17 protein-coding genes are annotated in these 20,660 nt (G+C 31.3%); 1 reads left to right on the top strand and 16 read right to left on the bottom strand.

The window, feature by feature from the left end; all coding sequences use genetic code 11:
* Positions 1-183 precede the first annotated feature (183 nt).
* On the top strand, positions 184-825 hold the full coding sequence (locus tag T529_RS0109545; RefSeq protein ID WP_051646952.1) for a hypothetical protein: 642 nt from the start codon (positions 184-186) through the stop codon (positions 823-825).
* Positions 826-962: 137 nt separating this feature from the next.
* Here T529_RS0109545 and T529_RS0109540 read toward each other — a convergent pair whose 3' ends face one another.
* The 16 genes from T529_RS0109540 to T529_RS0109465 all read right to left on the bottom strand — a co-directional run.
* Positions 963-1,535 carry a hypothetical protein gene (locus T529_RS0109540; protein WP_033163381.1) on the bottom strand — a complete coding sequence of 191 codons (573 nt, stop codon included), beginning with the start codon at positions 1,533-1,535 and terminating at the stop codon, positions 963-965.
* Positions 1,536-1,638: 103 nt separating this feature from the next.
* Positions 1,639-2,568 carry a hypothetical protein gene (locus tag T529_RS0109535; RefSeq protein WP_162173000.1) on the bottom strand — a complete coding sequence of 310 codons (930 nt, stop codon included), beginning with the start codon at positions 2,566-2,568 and terminating at the stop codon, positions 1,639-1,641.
* A 47-nt stretch (positions 2,569-2,615) separates the two neighbouring features.
* Positions 2,616-3,338, bottom strand: a complete 723-nt coding sequence (locus tag T529_RS0109530) for a CpsD/CapB family tyrosine-protein kinase (RefSeq protein WP_033163379.1) — start codon at positions 3,336-3,338, stop codon at positions 2,616-2,618.
* 5 nt (positions 3,339-3,343) lie between these two features.
* Positions 3,344-4,129 carry a tyrosine-protein phosphatase gene (locus T529_RS0109525; protein ID WP_033163378.1) on the bottom strand — a complete coding sequence of 262 codons (786 nt, stop codon included), beginning with the start codon at positions 4,127-4,129 and terminating at the stop codon, positions 3,344-3,346.
* Complete coding sequence (locus tag T529_RS0109520) at positions 4,129-4,830, bottom strand: YveK family protein (RefSeq protein WP_033163377.1); 702 nt, start codon at positions 4,828-4,830, stop codon at positions 4,129-4,131. Before T529_RS0109520 ends, T529_RS0109525 begins: the two co-directional genes overlap by 1 nt.
* Positions 4,831-4,845: 15 nt before the next feature.
* Positions 4,846-6,297, bottom strand: coding sequence for an LCP family protein (locus T529_RS0109515; RefSeq protein WP_033163376.1), 1,452 nt, complete (start codon positions 6,295-6,297; stop codon positions 4,846-4,848).
* A 704-nt stretch (positions 6,298-7,001) separates the two neighbouring features.
* A complete protein-coding gene (locus tag T529_RS0109510; protein ID WP_081823111.1) occupies positions 7,002-8,441 on the bottom strand; it encodes a flippase in 1,440 nt (479 codons plus the stop codon).
* A 228-nt stretch (positions 8,442-8,669) separates the two neighbouring features.
* Entirely contained in the window at positions 8,670-9,902 is a 1,233-nt protein-coding gene (locus tag T529_RS0109505; protein ID WP_033163375.1) for a hypothetical protein, read from the bottom strand.
* A complete protein-coding gene (locus tag T529_RS0109500) occupies positions 9,899-10,831 on the bottom strand; it encodes a glycosyltransferase family 2 protein (protein ID WP_033163374.1) in 933 nt (310 codons plus the stop codon). The genes T529_RS0109505 and T529_RS0109500 overlap by 4 nt, the downstream gene beginning before the upstream one ends.
* A 4-nt stretch (positions 10,832-10,835) precedes the next feature.
* Positions 10,836-11,828, bottom strand: a complete 993-nt coding sequence (locus tag T529_RS0109495; RefSeq protein WP_033163373.1) for a Stealth CR1 domain-containing protein — start codon at positions 11,826-11,828, stop codon at positions 10,836-10,838.
* 51 nt (positions 11,829-11,879) lie between these two features.
* Positions 11,880-13,022, bottom strand: a complete 1,143-nt coding sequence (locus T529_RS0109490; RefSeq protein WP_051646951.1) for a glycosyltransferase — start codon at positions 13,020-13,022, stop codon at positions 11,880-11,882.
* Positions 13,023-13,062: 40 nt separating this feature from the next.
* Positions 13,063-14,379, bottom strand: a complete 1,317-nt coding sequence (locus T529_RS0109485) for a glycosyltransferase (protein WP_033163372.1) — start codon at positions 14,377-14,379, stop codon at positions 13,063-13,065.
* Positions 14,380-15,835: 1,456 nt separating this feature from the next.
* Positions 15,836-17,041 carry a beta 1-4 rhamnosyltransferase Cps2T gene (cps2T, locus tag T529_RS0109480; RefSeq protein ID WP_033163371.1) on the bottom strand — a complete coding sequence of 402 codons (1,206 nt, stop codon included), beginning with the start codon at positions 17,039-17,041 and terminating at the stop codon, positions 15,836-15,838.
* A 179-nt stretch (positions 17,042-17,220) separates the two neighbouring features.
* Entirely contained in the window at positions 17,221-18,693 is a 1,473-nt protein-coding gene (locus T529_RS0109475; protein WP_051646949.1) for a sugar transferase, read from the bottom strand.
* Between the two features lie 179 nt (positions 18,694-18,872).
* A complete protein-coding gene (gene loaP, locus T529_RS0109470) occupies positions 18,873-19,391 on the bottom strand; it encodes an antiterminator LoaP (RefSeq protein WP_033163370.1) in 519 nt (172 codons plus the stop codon).
* A 709-nt stretch (positions 19,392-20,100) separates the two neighbouring features.
* A partial coding sequence (locus T529_RS0109465; protein WP_033163369.1) for a transglutaminase domain-containing protein occupies positions 20,101-20,660 on the bottom strand: 560 nt, incomplete at its 5' end.

Below are 20,660 nucleotides of genomic sequence, written 5' to 3'. Positions count from 1 at the left end.
TGAATAACAGGCCACGTAAATGCATAAAATATAAAACACCTAAAGAAGAATTACTGGGTAACTCATCGTAGGTGTTGCACTTAATTTGACAAATCATCTGCACATAAAAACTTGTGATTCAAACATGATATTGCCTTTATGTACCAAGAAAGAAAGTGTCCTGAGTGATAGATCTAAATAAGTATGTTAAAATGTCCTGCTTGTTTTGACCACCAGGAAAAGCTTAAAGGCTATTATGGCGTCGTTTCACAGATTCTTCTGAACAAAGTTGTGCTGGCCCTCTTTTATACCGACAGGCGCACTGTATTTGAATATAAGCGAAAAAATGCACCACTAGACAACGAGTATACTTTCACCCAGTTTGCCTACGCAGCGCATCGGCTTGGTATAGAAATAAAAACAACGAGCGTCGCTCAGGCTAAAGGCCGCGTGGAAAGAGTTAACCAGACACTACAATCACGATTGCCAGTAGAATTAAGACGCACTCGCATTACAACGATAGAACAGGCTAATCAGTTTCTTGACGGCTACATTAAGAAGTTCAATGATCAGTTTGCCCTACGTCTCAATAGTACAAAAAGTGTGTATGAAAAGCAATTAACACAGTCACAAATCAACAAGGCATTAACTATTATTGAAAATTGGAAAATTGATAAGGGACATAGCTTTCAGTATCATAACTTTCACTATATGATTGTGACCAGTACTGAAGCAGATGTGTATTTTAAGGAAGGAACAGAAGTGATGGTGATTAAGTCTCTAGATGGCAAAACTTATGCCAATATAAATGATAAGCTTTACAATACTCTTGAAATTGAGAACTGAGAAGAATATTCAAAAAACTTTGACGTAATACCAGAGCTGAAAAAAGAAAAGAAGAAGTATATCACCAGTTGACCATCCATGGAGACAGAACAGCTGGAAGTTATATTCATCTTCAACCAGAGCCTATTTATATAGTACTAATAATTTAAAAAATTCAGGACATTTTCAAGAATACCACTGTTTGGTTGATTTGATTCTTCAACCTTGTTGTTAGTATTATCTGTTTTGGGTTCTTCTACAGAAGGTTCTTTAGGAATAGATGGTTGTGACTCTTGATGAATAGAAGGTTGTGGAGAAGGTGTACCTGTTGTAGGGGTAGTCGTTTTTGGTTTCTTCTTAGGACTTGTTGTTTGTTTAGGTTTATTTGTTTGTGTGTTATTATTTGTTGTATTCTTGTTCGTATTCTTTGGTTTAGTAGTTTTAGTTTGTTTTGGCTTTTTTCGCGTAGTATTTGCAGGTTGTTCTTGTGTTTTTGTCTCTTGAGACTGTTCTACTACTGGAGTAGGCTCTATAGCTTGTGTTTCTTCAGTCTTTTTTTCCTCTTTCCTAGCTTTATTTTCCTTTCGGGCTTCAGCAGTCTTTATAGCTTCTTTAGAAGCTTTAGAAGAAACATTCTTATTGTATAAGAGAAGTGCTGCAATACCAATAATAATAACTATGCTGATAATTATTGTTATAATATTCTTTTTTCTATTATTTTCTTTAAACATAAGCCATTCTCCTAGATTTATTTCCTATGTCTATTATACGTGACAATCAATATTGTAGAAAAGGGTATCTTTACAGAATGTAGAGATACCCTTTTCAGTTATGTTATGACTTCAAATACCCAAGTGCTTTCATTTTCTCATTGATCTGTTTAGCTAATAAGTCATTGAATGACTTATTACCTGTAAAGAGATCTTGATTGAGTAATGATGTTGGTATCTTGTGTTGTGTGATATCAGTAGTGTCTTGTTTAGTAGGCTGAATACCTGTATCTTTTAGTCCATTTGTAAGAAGATATGTTCTAAAGTTTAGATAATGATCTTTGTATTCTTCTTTCAATACATCATTCATGTCATCAACAATGTGATAATGTCTTTTACTTGTAAGAGATACAACAACATATTTATTGATGTTGTATTTCTTCACAATATAATTGATGTTGTTGATTGTTTTAAAGATTGATCCTTTGTAATAGGGATCATTCTGACCTACAAAGAAGACATAGCTATCATTCGCATTAAAGTCAACTTTCTTGCCTTCAACCTGTGTTAGTTTAGTGATGGCTGTTTCTTTACCCGCATCATTTCTTGCAAAGTAGAGTTTCTTATCTTGTTGGTTATAAGAGAGCTGTCCTTCTATACCGCCAATTGTGACATTGTCGAAGTTAGTGCCCTTGCCATGTAAGGCATCAAGTGCTTCTCCTTGCTGGTTATAGAGCGTTACGGCTACTGGTGATACGGAAGATGGCATGGTGATATTGTTGACATAGACATTAAGGGCATTTGCTCTAATGGCTACATCAGTTGATGTATCATTGACGCCACCAAACTGTGTGACACTTGCATTAGCGTTATTAGCTAATGCATCAATGAAATTAGTTTGTCCATTGACAAACCCATCTCCAATAGCAACGATATTATTCTTCTTTGTGTTTTCAGGCTTTGTTTCTGTTGGTGTTGTTACTTTTTCTTTGCTTAGCGACTCCGCATTCTTCTTTTCAGTGTAATGATTGTAGCCAAGAAGGCTTACAATCATAGCGACTATAACAACAACAGATATTTTAAAAACAATATTCTTAAGCATTAGTAATAATAGTAATATGTTGAGGCATCATGCATTTCAGCTTTAGTCAATACGGAGCCAAGAATATTAACCTTATTTCTCTTCAACATTTCTACTGCAGCAGCAGCTTCTTTTCTTTTTGTATCCTGCGCAGATACAACGAAGATTGTTCCATCAACAGCATTACCAACAGGAACTGGATCGGATGTTTGAAGTACAGGTGGACAGTCAACAATAATGAAATCAAAGTGTTTCTTTAATTCTTTCATATAGTCGGCAAAGCTTTTAGAGCCTAATACTTCTGTAGGGTTTGGTACTTGAGTTCCTGATGTAAGGACAAATAAATTACCTGCAAAACTTTCATGTTCAAGCACTTTAAAGAACTTTGGATCATACATATGTGTCTTACCAAATTCTCTAACTGCATCAGTTAAACCTTCATCATTTGGTAAGTTCATATATTTATGAAGTGTTCTCTTTCTTAAGTCCGCATCAATGATAAGTACTTTCTTATATTTCGCTGCAAAGATATAAGCTAAGTTCATTGATACAGTTGATTTAGCTTCACCGGCTTGTGTTGATGTGACAGATACAGATGTAATTTCCTGATCTGTGCCAGAATATTCTATATTAGTTCTAATATGTCTGAAAACTTCAGCAAAGTCAAACTGCTGGTGTTCACCAGACTTATCGAGAATACTATATGTATTACCAGTATGTGTTCTTTTCTTTCTCTTAGCCATTATGTCTACCTCCCAAATAGTTTCTTAAAAAAGCCTACTTTGACTTGTGTTCTTTCAATTGGTCCATTGTGAAAGATATGCAGTGGGTTATCATGCATGAGTATATGTGCTGTTTCTTCCCCATATTTCTTACAAACAACTTTATAAGCATCATTAAGAGTACTAGGTGAACGTCTTCCTTCACTTCTATGTGTATCACTGGCAATCAACATTGCAAGATTGTTTTCAATTAATGCTTCAGCATTCTTAAGAACATGTGAACCATGTGTACCAACAAGACTAGATGCATTTACTTGAATAATATAACCCATATCCACCCATTCACTAACTCTATCAATATCAATCTTATCTTTGAAATAACGCTCTACATGAGCTACAACAGGTGTATAACCATGTGATTTTAATGCATAAAGATATTCTTCAACTTCATCTTCGTCATCTGGAAGATTTCTTCTGACATCAAACTCACATAGTGCATATTTTGTATTTTCATAAGGAATGAAGAAACCATTTCTAATAGCACTTGGTGCATCATGATTGAGGAAGAGCTCACTTCCTTCATGTACTTCAATACCTAATTTATTGGCTTCTCTTTTTAATTCACTAATACGTTCTCTAAAATGTTGAATCTCTTTTTCAAAATGTGTTCCACTTATAACATGGGGTGTTGCAGCAATGACTTTTACACCAATATTTGATGCATTTTTTAATGCTGCTTTGGCTTCTTCTAGATCCCTAATACCATCATCAATGCCCCATGCATAGTGACCATGAATATCTACGAATTCCATTATTTATTATCAATGAAAGGTACAGCACCTAGGTTAGGGATACCAAGATACTGTTCAGCTTCATCTTTGTTATGGATTCTTGTATCCATAAGCATTCTAATAATAACATAGGCAATTGATAATAATGCACCGGCAAGTGCACCAATAGCTAAGTTCTTAGGTAATGAGGGTGATACTGATGAAGTAGCAATCTTTGAATTATCAATGATAGTAATATTTGTAACGTTTAGGTTTTCTCTTACTTCATCTCTAAATGTCTTTGTAACCTGATCAACAATTCTTTTTGATAAAGCTGGATCTGTTGTTTTTGAAGTAATAGAAATAACCTGAGTGTTTGTTTCATTAGTAACAACTAATGAAGAAGACAAATCATCTTGATCAATTTTTAGAGCTGTTGCGGCTTTTTCAGTAATATTGTTACCTTTAATCATTTCAACATAGTTGTTTACTAATAAGTTATTCGCATTTACCTGGCTATAATCAGAGACACCTGTAGTTGAATCAGGCTTTAAATATAAACGTACAGTAGACTCATATTTCTTAGGAATCACAAATACTGTTATAACACCGGCAAGAAGTGCAATTAGAAGAGTGGTAAGTATAATAGATCTGATATGTGTTTTAAGCTGTTTGAGGATTTCCATTAAATCAATGGTAACTTCTTCCTCGCTATTATTTTCAATTACAAAAGTATTATCCATAAATTTCCTTTCTATCTATTGGTTGATTGTGTCATTTGATAAGACTTCTTTAATATATTGCTTATTCTGTTTAACGCTATTTTCATTTGGAATTGTGTAATAAAGCTTTGTGTTAGGCATCATATACCCACCTGTCATTATCTTCCCTGTACCTTCCATAATGCGACTAGAGAAGTTCCAAGAGGCATTTGTACTAAGTTGTTCGCTTGCGATTTCTTTCATCTTGTCAGCTGGCATATTTGTAGTGAATGAACCTCCTGCAGCATCAAGAATCTTTGTGTAATTCGTTAATAGTGTTGGAGATAACATTTTCTTGATGATAGCTGTAAGAACATCTTGTTGGTTCTGCACACGGTGATAGTCACCAGACTCATAACCATAACGTTCTCTTGCAAAAGCTAATGCCGTTGCGCCATCCATATGGTTAACACCTTCATGAAGTTCTCTACCATGTAATAGTTTAATATCTTTATCGCTATAAACATCTATACCACCAATTGCATCAACAAGCTCAGTTAATGTGGTGAAGTTTAATCTTGCATAATAATCAATATCGATATCCATGAAGTTTTCAACAGTTTTAACTGTGTTTTCTACACCAAATAAACCAGAGTGTGTAAGTTTATCTTCTTTACCTGAATTAGCTAATGGTACATAGTAATCTCTTGGAATAGATGTCATCAGAATGTTGTGCGTATTTGTATTAACAGTAACAATCATATTAACATCACTTCTTGATACCGTTGATGCAGTACCATAGGCGTCAATACCCGAAATATAAACAATAAATGTACCTGCAGCATTTGTACTCTTTGTTTGTGGCTTAACATTTTGTGTTAATGTATATTTCCAAATAACTTTTGTATCTTTAGAGAAGTCACTATCGTATTCAGCTAGTGCTGTTCTATAAGCTTCATTCAGTAAAATACATTCTACTGAATGATTAACTAATCCCTGAGCAACTGCTTGATAGTTTAAATACTCTGTTGGGCTTAATGTAACTTTTTTAGCTATTTCTTTGAGGATATAGTTTTGGTTTGTCGTATCTACATTTGGTTGAATACCAATACTTTTCCCATTGAGATCACTTAGCTTCTTATATGAACTATTCTTAAGTACAACAACAGAATATGTAATCTCCTCTTTATTACCATTAAACATTTCATCAATACTTTTATTGCCTTTACTTACAGCTAAACTACCAACAACCATAAGTACAGATAATCCAAGAGAAACAATCTTACCAATTAAGTATCTTGTCTTGCCTTTCTTATCATGATGATGTCTAAGTTTATATGGTTGTAGCCATACATACATTCCTAATTCTAAAGCTACTAATACTAATCCTAAAATAATTAAATACTTAGTTGGTACTAATCCTAATCTTACAACCATAATCATCAATACTATTGATGTAATTGCTTGTAAGATTAAGAAATTACGTCTTCTCAATATTTTTTTTAACATTTTTTCACTCCCCTTAAACAAATGAAGTAACTAGAAAAACGGTAAACAGATACTGCTTACCAATATGTACTTTATATCATTTCCTGACCAAATAACCCCATTTACTATTCTCCCAATTACATCTATTTATTCACACGCAAATAAATTAGCATACCTCGATAGGATAGCATAGTTATTTAAGGTATTCAATAAATATCCGAATCTATCCATATTAATTACAAATGCTTCTGACTGATATTAAATTATTTAAATTTTAAAATATAAACTCTCAATAGAAATTCTTTATATTAAATATCATATAAATCTCATTGTGCTACGAATTTATTGGTATAAATTTATTTTCAAAGAATTTTAAAATTTTCAATAACAACTAACATTGAAGATTATTATTCCTTTTTGCAACGTTGAATAATCTATACCCATTTTTCGTATTATAGAACTAGAAGTTATTCAAGTAATAATTCTAGTTTTTTATTTTATCTAGAAGTGATATCATTTCACTGAAGAGAAGTTAGTCATTATAACTTGAGACATCCATAAGGTAAGCTCGTAAACAACGATTGATAGCTATGACTATTAATGTATCGTTCTTCTCTTCACTAAATAAACGTACTGACTAGAGGTTACTTATATTTAACTTCTAGTCTTTTATTTTGTAGGCATACATTATAATAGACTTAAGAAAGCAGAGAGAACCCACTTTCTTATCCTTTTTTAAAAAGTCTTTGCATATCATCTTTATAAGATACAAAGATTAGACTTCCATATACAACAATACTAAAAATCACACATAAAAAAAGACTCGTTAAGAAATTATCAATTAGATGATTGACAATAAAACATGTTACAAATATCAGAAATGATGATAGCAAACTAATTAACAATGACTTTTTAATTTCCTTAAAGTAAACATTTTTACAAAAATAAATTCCCATACTCATCATTGTCAATTCAGCCACCAAAGTTGTAAATGCTGCCCCATTTTCAGCAAAGATTGGTATTAGTATAAAGTTTAACAGAATATTTATTACTGCACTTGTCACAGTTGCAATCATTACATTCTTTTCTTCTCCCAAAGGAATCAATACAATATTTATAAAAAAATTTGCTAACAACGCTGGTATTAATGATATTGATAAAATTGCTAGTGATGACTCTGCTTGAATATACTCACTTCCGGAGAAAAGTAAAATTAGTGATTTTCTTACCATGAACAGACCACAAGCTGCTGGTATTGTAATTAATAAAGTGATATTTAATATATCTGAAAGCTTGTCGGAGGCCTTTTCTTTATCATGAACAATGCTTCTAGAAATTTTTGGAATGACAACAACGAAAGCTGCATTAATTAATTGCTTTATCATAGTATAAAATTTTGTCGACACACCATATAATCCTACGATAGAATCAGTTTGAAAAATACCAAGCATAGTTATATCAGAATTTATATAAATAAAGGTTGCTATTGCACTTGCAAAAAGATAAAGAACTGGTTTTAAATGACGCTTTATACTAACATTAAAAATAAGTTTTGGATATATATTCAAACTTCTACGAATATGAACAAAGTTTGCAATATTTGCTAATAAAATCCCTAAAACAGAGACTAAGGCATACCAGACCACATCATCTTGACTTCTTACCAATACGAACAATGCCATAATTGCAATACTTTGACAACATATATAACGTATTGTAATAAATAGATAATCTTCATTTGCCGCATTTATCCAATCAGTTCCTAATGTCGTAAACAATACAGAAAGACTGATTGTTAAAATAATAAAAGTATACGGCGCTAGTCTTTTCCAAAGAAGTATTAAGAAGGCAAGTATGATATATGCAATAATTGTTGTAATAACATTAATTGTAAAAATCTCATTAATTAATGTGTTAAATTTATTCCTATCATCTCTTACTCTTGCACATTCACGAATTGCATAACGCAAAATTCCAGCTGCAGCAATATAGGAAATATAATTAACTATGGATACACTAAAAGTATATTTACCATAGTTAATTAGTCCAAGTACACGTGATGCATACGGGAATGTTATCATTGGAAAAATAATAGACATAAATTCCTTTATTACATTTAGAATTGCATTAATTTTAACTGATTTCGTTTGTTTTATTACTTTCACCCTAAAGCCCCGATCTTTCGTTTAGTAATTGTCTATCACTAAGTAAAAAAATTTGAAAAGGAATAATTCTCAGGAATATTGAATAACTTATATTTTTAGATTGATATTTACTTTGCTACCGTGTTGATTTCACAAAATAAAATAAACATATAACTGAGGAAGTTCCTTATTAAAAAGTTAGTTAAATAATCTCACAAAAATTACTATATACAGCGCTAAATTCGATAGCTAATACTCTAATTCAGGATACGAATAGTTAAGTTCTATAAGTATAAAAGTGAATAGCAAAGACATTAAGCGTTGCGAATCTAGGTAAGACTGTGTTATAGAAGAAATAATCATCATTATCATAAGACCAACACTTAATGCTTTGTTCTTACCTTTTGTTTTAACTACAAGTAAAATACTCTTAATTATTATATAGATATACCAAATTAGTCCAAAAACACCTAATTTCGTTAGCGTGCCTATAATTCCAATGTCGTCATAATGGAAAATTCCAGCCTGGCCATGAACAAAATAGTACATGCTATTACCCTCATCAGGACTAACCATGCTTAATCCAAAAAGTATATTTTTTTTGAACAAGTTCAAATAATATGAAATAGCATTAAATCTGGCAAAAGATGATCCTGTATTTTCACTAATACTTTGCGACATTGATAACCAAAGGTTATTTATAAAAACAAAGCCTATAAAAATGCCTATCACTACCATAATAATTTTTCCGAAATGCTTAGAGTTTCTTAACGTCCAAAGGAAAATAGAAATTAGACCTAAAATTAGCAAAAATAAATAATATCTTGATCTATCCACCAGTACAACAGAAGCTATACTGAGTAAAAGAGTAATTATTTCAGATTTACATTGTTTGAAATTATTTTTGATACAAATATAACCTAGACATAGAATAAATACTCTTAAAAATCCTTCAAACACATGATAAATTCGGAAACCTAACTCAGGATGCCAAAAGTAGTAATCTGGTAGTATTCCATTCAGCTGAAGAATAATAGTGTGATTTCTAAGATATAAAACTCTTTGAATTAAAAACAATATACATAAGATAGACCAAAATAATTCTCCAATTTTTATAAAAAAATGTAGATTTTGTTCTGATTTCAAATATCTCATGAAGATAAAATAAAGCAAAAATATACAAAATGGTATAACTGGCCATATTACTTGACTGAGACTGTATCCAAATTTAAGATTCGCATTCAATGAATTTAATAATAAAATCAGAAACAATGTGATTAAGCAATGCGTATATTTTCCGAAATAAAGCTTGTGAGATACGGCAAATAAAAAGAACAGAATAATGCTAAATATAGAAAGAAGCATTTTATTGGTTGCATTGCCAGACAATACGGTTGGAAGTGGGAGTAAATACATCAATCTCATATCAAATAGAAAAAAAAGTATCAAAAAAATCTTTGTTTGGGATATTTTTATCTTCATGAGTGCTGTTTTCTCTCCTTCCATGGATTATTATCGATTAAGTCCAAATACATGGAATATGCTTTAATCAATCTTTTATTTTTCAATATCAAGCTTTCTCTTGAAGGTACATATTGAAATCCTGATGAAATTCCATGCCAATGTATTACTTTAAGATTACGAGTGTAGAGTGTTTTATAACCATTAAGTTTACATCTTAGTGCTAGTATCATTTCCTCGCAATAAAAACCTGTATCTGGTGTAAACAAAAGCTCTTCATTTTTCATGAATAGTTTTGTTACTATAATACACGATCCCTGTAAAACTGGATTAACAATAAATTGCTGCTTATAATGTAAATTTACAAATTCGTGCTTTAACCTTTTTCTAATCTCAATAATCCAATATGGAACATATTTCCTGATATTTTCTGTTTTTTCTCTATGACGATAAAGATTGAGCGCCTCATCAATGTACTCAATTTCAGATTTCCTTTCAGCGACTAGCTTCTCTATATCGACTTTACTTGGTAATTCCTTGTATAATGGTGATTGATGCTCCTGTCCTCTGGGACAATAAACATCTGGTCCAATTAAATAAGATGGATTTGCAGTGTAAGTTTTTTGCAAAATATCAACAAAGTTCTTTTGTCGAATTTCTATATCATTATTCAAAACAACAATAAATTGTGGGTTATATAATTTGGAAAACCGATAAAGTTTGTTGTTTCCCTCTGAGAATCCAAGATTTTCAATACTATGCAACAGCTTAATAATAGGATTTGCACTATATCTATTTTTTAATAATTCAAAACTATGATTTGGTGACCCATTATCTAAAATTACAATTAAGCATTTCTCAATTCCTTTCAGTTTCAAAAGAGAATCTACACACATAGTAGTCGCATTAAACGACTGATAATGGAGCACATTAAAACACACATCAATCATAAATTTAATCCTTCTCAAACGATGACTTTTCTGGAAATTTACTCATAAAAACATTTTGTAACCTTAATTTCTCATGCTCAAAATCAATACTAGGGTTATCATCATTCAAAACTAAAACCTTATATTTAGAATTAAATAGCTTTTGATAATTTGTATATTCGTTAATCGTCGTATAAACTCCCCTTCTCATTATGTTATAAGGGGCAAAGTTTCCTGTTCCAATCTGCCAATTTCGCATAATGTACTGATTAATATCCGTAACTGCACGAAATTTATTACTGCATGTAGCATTAAGTAACTCAGGTTCAGCATTCCATACATCTGAAAAAACAGATTTAAGAAAACTTTGTGGTTGATGATGCATCATTAAGCCTGGAAACTCTGGAAATGGCAGCATTAATAATGTTTTTAAAAGATTTTTTCCATAGCTAACACTTAGCCATTGTTTTTTATTCTCTTTAATCAATTTCTTATAGTCAAAGTGTCTAGCAAAAAATTCATTTGTATTTAATAAAATATGGTCAAATTGACAATCCATCCCATTCACGTGATTGGGATATAAAACTGCAATATCACATGGAAGTTCATCCGAAAAAAAATCTGTTTTTTCTGTTTTGTTTATCAGAAAGAAATCATCGTTAAAATATACAAAATGTTCAGATAAATCATTAATACGATGAAAATTTAACTCAATCACATGAGAACTATATGTCGGTCTATATTGCTCTGGAATATACTCAGAATGTTTCACAATATGTAGCTTAGGATGATCTGTTTTCAACCATTCTGGAACATGTCCCCATGTTACAAAAAAAATAGCGTTAACCCAAGGAGCATATTTTTCTACTCCTCTAAACCAATATTTCAAAGTGTCCCATTCACGAAAGCGAACAGAATCGTCTACTTTGTCTTCCCGATATTGTCTTCTTTCTTGAATCCAGTTTGAATCCGCTCCATCAACCCAAGGAATGATAAAATCTATTTTTATATTATCCATAGTTTCTCCTTTAAATGTTATATACATATTTATTCATAAAACATTCTTCCCTTATTTATTTTTCTGATATAAATCTACATAATAATTACGCAGTTTTATAGCTTCTTCTGCTAGATTATACCCATTTGCTTTAATTTTATTTACTGTATCTGGATCTCGTTCATATTTCTTTCCATTTAAAGCATCAACCCAACTTTTCTTATCCTCCACTGATATCCAGCTAATTTGACCAGTCAAATCTGCAGCTTTTGATATTCTCTCTGTATCATTTACAATACAATGTAAACCATTAACTTGAGCTTCTATCAGTACTACACTTAGGCCTTCATACCTAGATGGAAAAGCGAATATATCAAAAACATTCAAAATTTCATTGACATTATCGACACTTCCTAAAAAAATCACACTATCTTTAATTCCCAACTCTACACAAAGGTCCTCTATCTCTGTTTTTAGCTCACCATTGCCTACAAGAATTAAGAGTACTTTAGAATTTTTCTTATGAACTTCCGCAAAAGTTCGTATAAGAAATTCATGGTTTTTCTGATAAGACAGTCTACCAACATGTCCAATAATATATTTGTCTTCAATACGAAACTTTTCTCTCAATTCTTTTCTTTTTTTCTCAGAGAATTCATATTTTGAATTATCAATTGCATTATTTAAAATATATGTTTTTGAAACATTTTTCTTTCCAAACAACCATTTTGCTGCAGATGATGAGCATGCCATAAAATAATTAGCTTCGTGCCTTATTTTATATCGACAAAAATTCAGATAAACAAGTTTCAATCTATTTTTTAAACAATCTGCTGCAATAGTAAAATTTGTGTTATGACTGTGAGCTATTCTAATATTAACTCCACAGTTTTTAGCAATTTTTAGTACATCTGCCCCAATTGCATCAGAATGAGAGTGAACAATATCGTACTTCTCTTTTAAGATGAGCTTCTTTAAATCATCATGTTCTCTCTGAAAGCTCACTCTCCGTGGTGTTATTAAATGAACAACTCCACCTTCATTAATAAACTGCTGTGTCAAAATGCTGTTTTCTGCTTCTTCTTTTGTAGCGTGTACAGCAAATTCTATTTTAATTGTTCTTTCATTTTGCAATGCATAATAGTAATTAAGAACAACAGATTCCGTGCCGCCCCTTTCCAATGCATTATTTAGAACATAAAGTATCTTAATCATCTATTTTCTTATTTTGCTCCCTTTTTATGTAAAATAAGTCTTATTGCTGAAGGTTCTCCAATAAGATTCTATTAAATTCATTCATAGTTAGTATTTGAAATGATTCTATTATTGATTGGTTCATTGATTCCAATAATTTTATATTCAATGACTCAACAGCTTTAGTAAGTTCATGTTTATTATTAACAATAAAACCTGCACCTTTTGGAATAACATCTTTAGCGCCAACTTGATTGCTCACAATAACTGGAACGCCATAACTCATTGCCTCAATCACTGTATAGCCAAATGTTTCGTTCCATACACTTGGAGTTATCAAAACATCTGTTTTATCCATTATACTTTCAAGTTGTGAATAACTATATCGATCATGCTGCTTTATATAGTGTGGTAATCCCTGCTTGTGAAAGAATACATTCAGAATAAAATCATTACGTTCTTTATTAAGATCATCTAATACCGCTTTAAGACAAAAAAAACCTTTTGCTTCTCCCATTGGTCCTAGATAAGTTATCTTTAATGGTGGCAAAAACTTCTTCTTTTTCCTATGATCTTGTATATCTCCATGAGTTATAGGAATAAGAACGCTCTTTCTTTCACCCATGTATTTTTCATATACTTCTTTGGTAATAGTACTGTTATAATGGACAATATTAACAAGATCTAAAAAACTTTTATAAAAATCTCTAAGTTTGCGATACTCCTCAGCTGTTCTAGTTGGGTTTATCTCAGTATTTTTTTGTACGCTTAGGTATTCATCACGATGAGTTTTTCTAATTTTCTTAACAATTAAGTTATCTTTAAACGTTCTATATACTGGGCTTTGTAGGATTTGCATCTTTTTAAGCGAGAGCGCCGTCAAATTACACTTTGGACAGCTATCACAGCTCTTTGCATCTGGACAAATCATGCCATCTCGAAACAACATCACTTTTGGACAAATTGGAAAGAAGTCATGAGTAGTAAAAACAGTCTTAATTCCTATATTTCTAGCAGCGACAAGAAAATTCTTATGTAGTCCCATAAATGTATGTATATGAATTATATCAGGATGAACAGTTTTAAGGAACTGTTCATATACTTTTAAATCACCTTCAGCAATAAACTCGGATATATCAAAAATTCCTTCATCATAAGGAACGGGTGTAGGATTAATGACTTCGTAGTTTGAAATATCCTTAATGCTTTTATTTTTTTTTATTTTTGTAGATTTACTAAATATTTGAATCTCTCCTGGCCAAAGAAGTGATACCCTATTTCCTTCTTTTACCTGTTCTTTCATAAGATCCATACAAAATTTTGTAAGGCCACCTGAACGATATGGTGGAAACCCTAGTGAATAGTGTAGAATATTCAATTTTTCTCACCTTTCTTTAGTCCTCATATTCTTTTATTGCCTGAAATGACCTTTGTCAAGGCAAAATTACAATATATTATTTCTATGAAATTTTATGATAGGGAGCCTCTATCAGCTATATGTTTATTTCATTTTGAGAAATCAACACTATAGCAAATGAAATATCAATTTAGAAAAAAGAGCTATTCAATATTTCTGAGAGTTTTTCCTTATCACATAATATTTTTGATAAAAACCTCTCTCGGTTATATGTATATTTTATTTCAAGGAAGTTACACTATCAAGAAAGAAAACTAATCAAGAAATCCTAGCATTTAATTAATTTTATGTGAGTTATTACTTTTACGATTAAATTTTCATCAAGATTAGAAAGACTTCAAATTATATGTGTAACAAATAAATAATCCGTTATTCTTGAACTGGAGATAAGAGACCAATTATTCATTGATACCCCCATAATTTATTAATAGATAATTATTGTGTTACGTTCCAGAAGAATTACAGTTTCTCGCTGAAATCATACTGGTATAATAAGCTGGATTAGATAGTTGAGCCTGTTAATTCTTTCAAATCTCTCTTTGCCTTCTTCAAAGTATGCAAACTACCTCGCAGTAAAGTAATAGTCTTGTTTTCACATCTCAACATGATACGATGATGCTTATTGTGCTGCTTTTTCACATCTTGGTTGCAAAACTATGTTTCCTTCATTCCAGTTCTTTTGTTTTGCATTAAATTTCATAAAGGCTATCTATCAACTTATTCTTAATTTCTTTCAGTGCAGTAAAGATATAAAGCTATGAAGATACTTATTGAGAATTCCCGTACAAAATATTAAATTTAAACTTCTCACCCATATGGTGTATTAGTGATCATGTAAATTTTCTCATTCTGCTATTCGAATATCATGTTGAAAGCTCTGACATATTGCTCTACTTTCTTCAGCTTAGGCTTGAACTAATAATAATTCCAATATAACGTTAACCTCTACATTCTCTTCGCTTGGGATGAAAATAGTCTTTCAAACACCATCACATATAAATATTCTTACTATCTTTCCCTTCTTTATAAGCTTGTTTACTTGTTTGATTGGTACAATGTAAAAAGTGCAAGATATAGGAATCAACACCTTTCTACTCTGACTGTCTAACAAGTGAATAGCGTGCACCGTAATCAATCTTTAAAAGTCCTCTGGTGATGTTTTTTTGTTCTCAATAAATAGAATGCCAAGATCAATACCAGCTAATCATCATACTTTTGATAAACTCTTGCAACCTTCCTTTAAGCTTGTATATAGGTTCTATATCTATTTATCAACATTTTTTTCGAAAAAATTAGCCTTTGCATGATAACCTTACATTGTCGTAATACAACGACCTTGATTATTTTCTCTTTTACTTATTTTTATTCACGGTTTAATTACTCAGAGTTATATTTCATTTATATCAACAAACAATTCCTATTGAGCACAAAAGACACTCTCATATCTATCGGCGATATACTGCCAGCTATATGCTTCTTTAATTCTCTTTTTTGCCTTTTGTCCATACTCTTCCAATATATCTTCTGAAAAACTATCAACTTTATTAATAAGTCCAGCTAAATTACCGTCTTTTTTATTCCAATAGAATGCTGCATCTTGACCAACCTCATTATTGAAGCCAACGTCAAATAATAGATTAAGTCTTGTGGATCCTAAAGCCTCTAATAATGAAGGATTTGTTCCACCAACTGAATGTCCATGGAAGTATGCATACGCATTCTCTCTAATTTTCTGTAGTAACTCTTGATTATATACTGTCCCTACGAACTTTATTCTTGGATCATTTCTAAAGCCAAGCTTTTTGTTTAATTCATTAAGAAAATCATTATTCTTTGTCGTAATAATAACAAAATTACGTTTTGTCTGGCTCTTCATAAACTCGCGTATCATTGTTTCAAAATTATTTTCTGGAACGAAACGCCCACAACAGTAATAATATTCAAAGGGTTTTAAACTATGATCTCTTAACCACTTTGTAAATTCGAGATTTGAATCTTTTAGATTACTATCCACTACATCTGCTCCATAAGCAATAAAAGTAGTTTTTGGATTATAACTTCTATATTCTTCCTGGATATATTTTTCAATGTTGACCGAGTCACAAACTAAAAGATCGGCATATTTTACCATACCTCGTTCGGATTCTTTCCAATATTTTCTAACTGGGGCAGACCATTTTGCCCTCATCCACTCGTGGCCGTCAGGATTCACTAAAACCTTACCACCGAGTTTGTGAATTTCTTTTACATATTTTCCAAAAAAGGGACCAATTCTACATGCTAATACATAAACGATAGGTTTTTCAATATGATGCTCTCTGATGTAATGGATTGCCCACTTCAATGCGTCAAGATCGTAGAAAATTGCCTGTGCAGATTTAAACTGCTCCCTGACAGGTATCTTGTAGCAAATTGCATTATAATACTTAAAATGACGAGGACTAACAGTTACCGCACCAGGAAGATTCTTTTCATCCATATATCCTGCACCATTCCCTTTACATGCAATATGGTAACGAATATTTTTATTTGATGCATGATAATTAATCAATTTCATAACGAATGTTTCATAGCCACCGTAGTTTCCAAGACCTTTTGAGCCAATAATAAATACATCTCTCATTTTTTCTCTCCTTCTTTGAAGACATTAATTACTTATAAATTTTAGAATATAGCTTTCTATTTATACTTTTTTACTTTCTATCCATTTCAATTAAAACATATATTTCTAAATAAAATTACATGATTTGTAAATGTTTTTTTATGAAAGAATTCCACCTTTTAAACTACTTAGTAATTTTCCTAACTCGCACCTTCATGTGCTAGTACTGAAGTAAATGTTTTTATAATAATATGTATATCTTCAGATATAGTCCAGTTATCTATATACTCGCTGTCAAGTCTAACTACTTCTTCAAAATCAGTAATATTAGATCTACCAGATACTTGCCATAACCCTGTGATGCCTGGTCTTATGGCCATTCTTTTTCGATGATGAGGGGAATACTTATTCCACTCATCAATAGTGGGTGGTCTTGTACCCACTAAAGACATATCACCTTTCAACACATTAAAGAACTGTGGAAATTCATCTAGAGATGTATTTCTAATGAAGTTACCAATACCTTTTGGCTTACCATTTTTATCTTTCTTTTCCGATCCAATAATACGTGGATCATCTTCCATTTTAAACATCATGCCATCTGATATCTTATTTTGTTTCATCAGTTCTTTCTTTCTATCTTCAGCATCCATATACATACTTCTAAACTTGTACATTGTGAATAGCTTTCCATTCTTACCAACTCTTTTTTGTGAGAAGATAATTGGTCCTGGTGATTTCATATAAATCATTGGGCCAACAATAAGAATGATGATTCCTGTGGCAATACATCCAACGATACCACCAACAATATCAACAGCTCTTTTTAATATCTTCTGTCCTACTGGAATACTTCTATATGTATTCGATGAAACGATGTAATTTCCAACTTTTTGTATATATTCATTATGATGTGGATCCACTGTACTAATAATTGTATGTGTCGTAATACCCATCACATCAAATAGGTCTCTTAAGTAAGTATTCTTTTTTCGATCATGAGTTGTAACTAACGCTGAGTCTACCCAGTTATGTGATGCATATTCAATCATATCATCTTCATTACCAAGTACCTTTACACCATCAACCTCATTAATACTTCCATCATAGTCACTTAAGAAAATAGCTGATATAAAGTATCCTACATATTCCTTTGTCACTAGATTTTTCATCAATCTCTTGATATTTGATGAAGAAGTATAAACAATCATCGCTCTCTTAGAGCCATAATGCTTAAGCTTCTTTCTCAGGACTGTTTTATGTATTTGCCTAGCAATGTACTCTAAGACAAAGTATATTCCCCAAGTTATTAAAATAACTAATCTTGAAATATCATCACCTAATTGTAGAAAATAAATAATGGCAATATTCAACATTGTCATTTTTACTGTATGCATAAATGTTCTAACTAATTCTAAGTATTTGGAATTCTTTAAAACATTTTTATAAGGTTCACCAAATGTTATTGAAGCAATTAAACAAACTGTTAAAAAGATAACTTCGTTATTATAAATTGATAAACGAGCACCATACTTAAGTCCACTTAGTGTACTTGTGCGATATCTAATCATATTTGCTAGCAGATATGATAATTGTAATACTATGAAATCAATAAATATAAAGTCAAAATGTTTTACCCAAGTTTTATTTCTCTTTAATTCCATTTCATCCATTACAATCACCATCCTGTCTATTGGTCGTTATAAGGTTGTCACGCATTCCCATCATCCCCCTTATTTCATGCATTAGAGTAGGCTTCGCCTATCCGCTATTTTTAGCAGACAAGTAAAGTCTAACCATGCAGTCTATCTAACGCGACAAAGCGACGATTAGATAAAATACACTTTTGTGATTACTGCTTACTGATGATTTCTAGTCCCACTTTTATGATATTAGGCTGATTTAAGAGATTGATTTCAATGAAAGCTAGACGCTTATGTCTATCAATCTTTTTAATTAATGCTTCATATCCCTTAAGTGGACCATCAGTAATGATGATATGATCTCCTTCAATATAACCTGTAGACATTTTAACTACATGTCCTTGTTGATCATATTTAAGAAGATATTGTACTTCCTTTGAATATATAGGGAAGATTTCCCCTTTATATTCTCCTAGCATCTTTGTAAGATCAGGTATCTTCTTTAGCTCTTGAAAGAGTTTCTCAGGTGTATCTGAAATAACAAATACATAACCAGGAAATAAGACACGTTTTTCATCATGCCATTTTCCTTGATATTTTTTTGCCATCATGACTTTAGGAATAAAGATATCTTTGTATGCTTGATGATCTATTTTCTTTTCACACCATTCTACAAACTTATCTTCTTTCCCAGTTCTTACCTGTACGGCATACCAGTTTTTGTACATTCCATCACATCCTTAAAAGAAAAAAAGAAGTACATGCAAGACACATATACTCCTTCTATCGTACACGTATCTTACGACACGCGAAAACATCTAAAATATTTATCTAATTCACTATTTCCCCAAATATTTTATTTATCCCCACGCAATACCAGTCCATATGCTTATTTCCCATTCAATAGCAATAGAACACAAACTATAGTTGAAAATATAATACTGTATTTTTTCAACACAGAATGCTCTTGTAAAATATCACATATGTCATCTTTATTCAAGAATTTGATTCATATAATCATATCAATTTTATAAGTTAAACTAAAAAATACCATCTGAAATATAATAAAAACATCTTTAAATTCTAAAGTAACATAGCTCTATGTATTTCATACAAAGTACACAAATATGAAATATCAGAATAGAACGAGGAAATTCAAATGCAATTATGCAAAGTAATTTATTAGATCCCGTTGTACTTAGAAAAAGTTAAATTCCTCTTTCTTTATTATATTTTATCGTTATTTGCATGTACTAATGAGTATTATTCAAGATAATTGAGAAATGAGTTATTTCCATATTTATATGTCTTAGTCTGAATTCTTTTAATGTTTGAAATAACCGAATTGATTTTACCTGATATTAAAAGAAATATATACCTAGGCAGATCATCTTGTTAGATAATATGCTATAAGATATATACTTCTTTTATTAGTTGTTAACTATGAGAATAGTCATTTTGTGATATCGGAAGACATTGAAATTCTTTGTCAAGTATATGATCCTTAAAGTTTCTTCCCTTCAGATAGTATTCATATGTAGTATTTTCAGTTGAGCCATCCCAGGTACAGTCTATCTGATACCATTGTCCATTAACTTTCACTACATTCCAGACATGGCTTGTATTTAAACTATTACTTGGTCTGCCCAGTACAGTCTTCACTTCAAGATTGGCTTTCTTAGCTAGTCTTAAAAACAGACCTGTATAGCTTGTACATACTGCTAATCTAGCACCTGTTGATGGATCTGGTTTGTCAAATAGGACATCATAGCTTGAATAATTATCAACGCTATAATCAATAGGCTTACCTTGAATATTACGACTATATGTCTTGTAATCGTAAATGATATTCTTACAAACATAATCATGAATCCTTCTTACCTTAGCTTCATCACTAAGACCATTTAACTGTAAGCTTTGATAAACAGATTCTAGTTTTTGTTCATAAGCGATACGCATATCATAATTCCAATAATCATGATCAATCTCTATGACAT

The sequence above is a fragment of the Sharpea azabuensis DSM 18934 genome (assembly GCF_000702165.1).
GTDB lineage: Bacteria > Bacillota_I > Bacilli_A > Erysipelotrichales > Coprobacillaceae > Sharpea > Sharpea azabuensis.
Note: the sequence above shows the minus strand (reverse complement) of the source record. Positions and strands in the feature narration are given on the sequence as shown.

Bases quoted from the DNA above. Each gene is read 5' to 3' on its own strand.
- T529_RS0109545 (WP_051646952.1), top strand. From the start codon at position 184: ATGTTAAAATGTCCTGCTTGTTTTGACCACCAGGAAAAGCTTAAAGGC.
- T529_RS0109540 (WP_033163381.1), bottom strand. From the start codon at position 1,535: ATGTTTAAAGAAAATAATAGAAAAAAGAATATTATAACAATAATTATC.
- T529_RS0109535 (WP_162173000.1), bottom strand. From the start codon at position 2,568: ATGATTGTAAGCCTTCTTGGCTACAATCATTACACTGAAAAGAAGAAT.
- T529_RS0109530 (WP_033163379.1), bottom strand. From the start codon at position 3,338: ATGGCTAAGAGAAAGAAAAGAACACATACTGGTAATACATATAGTATT.
- T529_RS0109525 (WP_033163378.1), bottom strand. From the start codon at position 4,129: ATGGAATTCGTAGATATTCATGGTCACTATGCATGGGGCATTGATGAT.
- T529_RS0109520 (WP_033163377.1), bottom strand. From the start codon at position 4,830: ATGGATAATACTTTTGTAATTGAAAATAATAGCGAGGAAGAAGTTACC.
- T529_RS0109515 (WP_033163376.1), bottom strand. From the start codon at position 6,297: ATGTTAAAAAAAATATTGAGAAGACGTAATTTCTTAATCTTACAAGCA.
- T529_RS0109505 (WP_033163375.1), bottom strand. From the start codon at position 9,902: ATGAAGATAAAAATATCCCAAACAAAGATTTTTTTGATACTTTTTTTT.
- T529_RS0109500 (WP_033163374.1), bottom strand. From the start codon at position 10,831: ATGATTGATGTGTGTTTTAATGTGCTCCATTATCAGTCGTTTAATGCG.
- T529_RS0109495 (WP_033163373.1), bottom strand. From the start codon at position 11,828: ATGGATAATATAAAAATAGATTTTATCATTCCTTGGGTTGATGGAGCG.
- T529_RS0109490 (WP_051646951.1), bottom strand. From the start codon at position 13,022: ATGATTAAGATACTTTATGTTCTAAATAATGCATTGGAAAGGGGCGGC.
- cps2T (WP_033163371.1), bottom strand. From the start codon at position 17,041: ATGAGAGATGTATTTATTATTGGCTCAAAAGGTCTTGGAAACTACGGT.
- T529_RS0109475 (WP_051646949.1), bottom strand. From the start codon at position 18,693: ATGGATGAAATGGAATTAAAGAGAAATAAAACTTGGGTAAAACATTTT.
- loaP (WP_033163370.1), bottom strand. From the start codon at position 19,391: ATGTACAAAAACTGGTATGCCGTACAGGTAAGAACTGGGAAAGAAGAT.